This is a genomic window from Streptomyces sp. RP5T, from assembly GCF_003933965.1.
GTDB lineage: Bacteria > Actinomycetota > Actinomycetes > Streptomycetales > Streptomycetaceae > Streptomyces.
This window is the reverse complement of record NZ_RSAJ01000701.1, coordinates 1-3954: the sequence shown is the minus strand read 5'-3', so window position 1 is coordinate 3954 and position 3954 is coordinate 1. Positions and strand designations below refer to the sequence as shown.

The 3954-nt window shown below is 69.4% G+C and carries 3 protein-coding genes and 1 pseudogene; all 4 read right to left on the bottom strand.

Translation table 11 applies throughout. The features are described 5' to 3' along the window. A partial coding sequence (locus tag EHS43_RS39490; RefSeq protein ID WP_148104215.1) for a LamG domain-containing protein occupies positions 1–995 on the bottom strand: 995 nt, incomplete at its 3' end. Further along, on the bottom strand, positions 988–1911 hold the full coding sequence (locus EHS43_RS39485) for a hypothetical protein (RefSeq protein ID WP_185806605.1): 924 nt from the start codon (positions 1909–1911) through the stop codon (positions 988–990). The genes EHS43_RS39490 and EHS43_RS39485, both read right to left, overlap by 8 nt. Before the next feature lie 654 nt (positions 1912–2565). After that, on the bottom strand, positions 2566–3351 hold the full coding sequence (locus EHS43_RS39480; protein WP_125195386.1) for an alpha/beta fold hydrolase: 786 nt from the start codon (positions 3349–3351) through the stop codon (positions 2566–2568). Further along, positions 3348–3954, bottom strand: a pseudogene (locus EHS43_RS39475) (glycoside hydrolase 43 family protein); the annotation flags it as partial. The pseudogene EHS43_RS39475 and the gene EHS43_RS39480, both read right to left, overlap by 4 nt.

The following is a 3954-nucleotide window of genomic DNA, read 5'->3' as shown; positions in this document are numbered from 1 at the left end:
GTCCAGCCGCTCGGGTGTTGCAGGTTGTTGATGTCGCCCGTGTAGTCGGACGGGAAGATGATGACGGGACCGATCTTCGGGTCTTCGAACGCGGTCAGAGCGCCGTTGTATTCGGCGAGTTCCTCCACTTCCTCCCACTGGGCGCCGGCGTCGGCCTGGACCTCGACGGCGCTCAGGGCATGGTCGTAGACGCGGAAGTTGCGCATCTTGCCCTTGAAGTAGTGGTCCGTGGCGTACAGGGAGCGGCCGATGAAGTCCGCGGTGGTGACGCCGCCGCCGATCGCACCCGGCGTGATGTTGATCGAGGTGTTCTGGGACACCTGCACGCCGTCCTTGTAGAGGGTGCCGGTGGTGCCGGTCTGGGTGTAGGTGACGTGTGTCCAGGTTCCGGATGGCAGCGCGGTGCCGGGGCTGGTGGTCTTCTCGCCGGTGTAGTTGGTGGTGGTGATGGAGCTGCGGAAGTTGCTACCGCTGGCCATCAGGTAGCCGTTGCCCTGGCCGTTGCTGGTGTTGCCGAAGCCGTAGAGGAAGTACGGGGTGGCCTGGGTCGAGTCGATCCATGTGTCGAAGGAGACGGTGATGGAGTTCAGCCCGGCCATGATGTTGTCGGGGGCCTTGATGTAGGTGTCGGTGCCGTCGAAGGTCAGGCCCTGGTCGCCGCCCCAGGATGCGGTGCCCACGACGGTGCCGTCGTTGCCGTGGCCGGAGGAGTCGGTGGCGACCGTGCCCGAGGCCTCGTTGAGCGGATACCACAGCAGCAGGCCGTTGACCGTGTCGGCATGGGCGGGCACGGCCGGCAGCAGCGAGCCGGCCGCCAGCAGCAGGGGCAGAAAGGCGAGCAGAGCGGAACGCGACCGCTTCCAGGGCGTGATGCGCCTGCGGCCCGGCGCTGTGAATGCGTTGTCCGGCATGGTCTTCCTCAGGTGCGGGAGGTGGGCGGTCACGGTGGCGTCCGTGTCGCCCGGTGCGTTGGGAGTCGGGCTGGGCTCAGCCATTGCCGCCCCTGCACCGGTCGAATGCTGTGCAGCCGCGGTGATACGGGTTCCCCGGGATGGGGGGAATGCCGAGGTCGGTGTTCACGCCGAAATGGGCCGACGCGTCGGCGCCCGGGTCGTAGGAGATCTGCGCCTGCGTGTGAGCGGAGTTGCCCTCGTAGCGGCTGTAGGTGAACGTCTGGGTCCGGAAGTCGATCCGTCCGTTCGTCATGCGCGCCCTCATGCGGTAGATGCGCACGCCCATGACCGCGGTGTTCGGGATGTGGCGGATGTAGGCCCATTCCTGCTGGCTCGCGTAACGCTCCAGCGTCGGGTCCCCGCGAACCTCGTCGGGAACGTAGAGGGCATTGCGCGCCATATGGGAATCGATGACATACACGTAGCTGTCCGCTTCCACCCACCCGTTGAGGCAGTCCTCGTACCGCCACCAGCCGAGTCCTGGAATGGTGGACCATTGCGCGAACCGCCCGGCCCGGCATTGGGGCTGCGCCGCCACCGAGGCGAGATTGCGGCCGCCCTGGCTGCGGGCGAAGGTCTCCGACTCCGACAGCGCCGCGCTGGTCGAGATGTAGCCGCTGTTCGCGCTGTTTCCTCCGCGCACATGGCGTGGAAGGTTGTAGTCCTCGCCGACCGAGGTGAAGCCGTGGCGGAAGATGTCGTACGGCGACCGCGAGTCGCCGCGGTACACCTGGGTCGGCAACTGCCGTTCGCTGACCTCGTCGTTGTTGACGACATTGGAACACGAGGTCCCGTTGCCGAAGCCTGACGAGCAGGAGTACAACCCTGCGGCGCGTGCCGGACCGGTCACGAGGACGGCCTGGGTCAGGATGGCGACGGCGGCGAGGAGCGCCGCGAGCGCCGTTACCCGGTATCGCATCCGCCACCTGGGCAGATGCATTGCTGCTCGATCGAACATGAGCTCTCCGTGTCGGGGAGTGGGAGCGGCCGCGCGCCTGCGGCGCCGCCGGGGTGAGAGCGCACTCAGGCGCGGGCCGGTACATGCCGTCTTCATGCGGGGGCGCGGCGCCGTGCGCCGGGCTGTGAATCCGCTGTGACGTGGCACAAGCGTGGGTCCGCGGGTACCTCCGCAGCTACTGGTGTATCTGCGGGTCTCTCGGTACCCGGTAGTTTTACGAGGTGGGTCGTTCCTGGCCCGGCCCCCCCGACAGCCACTCGCGTCCGGTTGCCGAAATCGCGCTTGGCCCGGATCCCCGCGACTCGGAGTGCACGACGCGTGTCGCCCTGAGAGCATGCCCGCTTCCGCTCGTGGAGTCGGCAGCACTTTGGGCCACAGGGGATCCCGGCCGTGGCCAGCCAGCGGGAGACGCACTGCAGCCCGCGACGGTACCGTTGCTGACCTGCCTGCCCACTCCGAAGGCATGATCCATATCGTTATGGCGGGCCTCATGCTCGCCGCCTCACCAGAGAGACCGCCATCTCGTGGCCCGGCCCGTTGCTGGGATACGTGCGGTGTCGCGTCATGTTTCGGCAGTTCCGGCGGGCAGGACCTGCCCCAACGGCGTCAATCAGGGACAATCACCTGGGCTGAGCGCGACGGCTGCGCAGCGTCTCACGCCGAGTCCGCCCACTGCTCGATGAGCCGCGTGGCACGCTCGGGGTGTTCCTCGTGCAGGTAGTGCCCGACTCCGGGCCAGTGGTCCACGCGGGAGCCGGGTACATGCAGGGTGCTCCGCTCCCAGTCGGCGGCTTCCGCCGACGTCCACACCGTCAGGGCCGACCGGGTGCGTCGGCGCAGGTACGCCTCGCTGTGCGGGCGGATGCCGACGGCCCCAGGGGCGGTGTACATGCCGTCGTACGCCTGGGCGATGACGTGGTCGGGGGTGCCGAGCATGGTGCGGACATGGGCGGTGCGCAGGCCAGGCGGGGCCTGCGGAGAGAAGGCGCCGGCGACGAAGTCCGCGGCGGCCCGCGCTCCTTGCTCCCGGTATGCGGACACCCGTGCTGGGATGCCGTCCACCTCGGTGCCGTGCGCGCCGTGGGCCGGGTCGAGGGCGACGACCGAGCGGACCAACTGCGGGTGCCGCACCGCAAGCAGGTTGACCACCTGTCCCCCCATGGAATGGCCCACAGCCACCACCGGACCGCGGCCCAGAGCTTGCAGCATGGCCGCAAGGTCGTCGGCCATGTTCAGCGGTGTGTTGCCCTCGTCCGGTACCTGGGAGCGGCCGTGGCCGCGCAGGTCGGGGACGATCACCCGGAACCGGCCGGCCAGGGTCTCGGCGTGCCGCGACCATTCCCGGCCGTCGCCGCCCCAGCCGTGCACCAGCAGCAGGGCGGGGGCGTCGGCGGGCCCCAGGCTGATGCAGAACAGACGGACGCGTCCGATGTCGATCACGCGCCGTCCTCCCCCTGGTAGGTGGCGTACGCGAAGTCCGCATGCACCCCGGCACCGTCCAGGTCCTGTACCCACAGGCCCAGCATCGCGCCGGTGAACCCGAGGACCCGCAGCTGCCCGTCATGGAATTCGTCCGCGTGCTCGTCCGACAGGATCGTGGCGTCCAGGTCGAACGGCAGGGGGCGCGGGCCGGTCCCGTCTGTGTCGTGGGAGAAGCGCAGGACGGGGCCGTCCAGTTCGGCGCGCAGGACGGCGGGACAGCCGGGCCGCAGCGGGGCATGGACCGGGTGCGCGGTGAGCCGGCCGGCCGTGCAGCTCAGGGCGGTCAGTATCGCGGATCCGTCGTCGTCCGCGGTCACGTACAGATAGTGCCAGTTACGGGTGTTGTAGTACGCCGTCAGCCCGGCCAGGTGGTCGGGAGTGCGCGGGAGGAAGGTCACCCGGGTCTCGAACGAACACTTTCGTGCGGTGACCCGGCGGGCGACCAGGCTGGGCGCCCGACGGCCGGCCGGTGACTGCCCGCCGTACAGGCGCAGCCTTCCTGGTGCGGGCTCGACCCAGTCCGGGGTGGGCGGGCGGCGCAGGGTGGACCACTGCGGCCCG

Bases quoted from the DNA above. Each gene is read 5' to 3' on its own strand.
- EHS43_RS39485 (WP_185806605.1), bottom strand. From the start codon at position 1,911: ATGTTCGATCGAGCAGCAATGCATCTGCCCAGGTGGCGGATGCGATAC.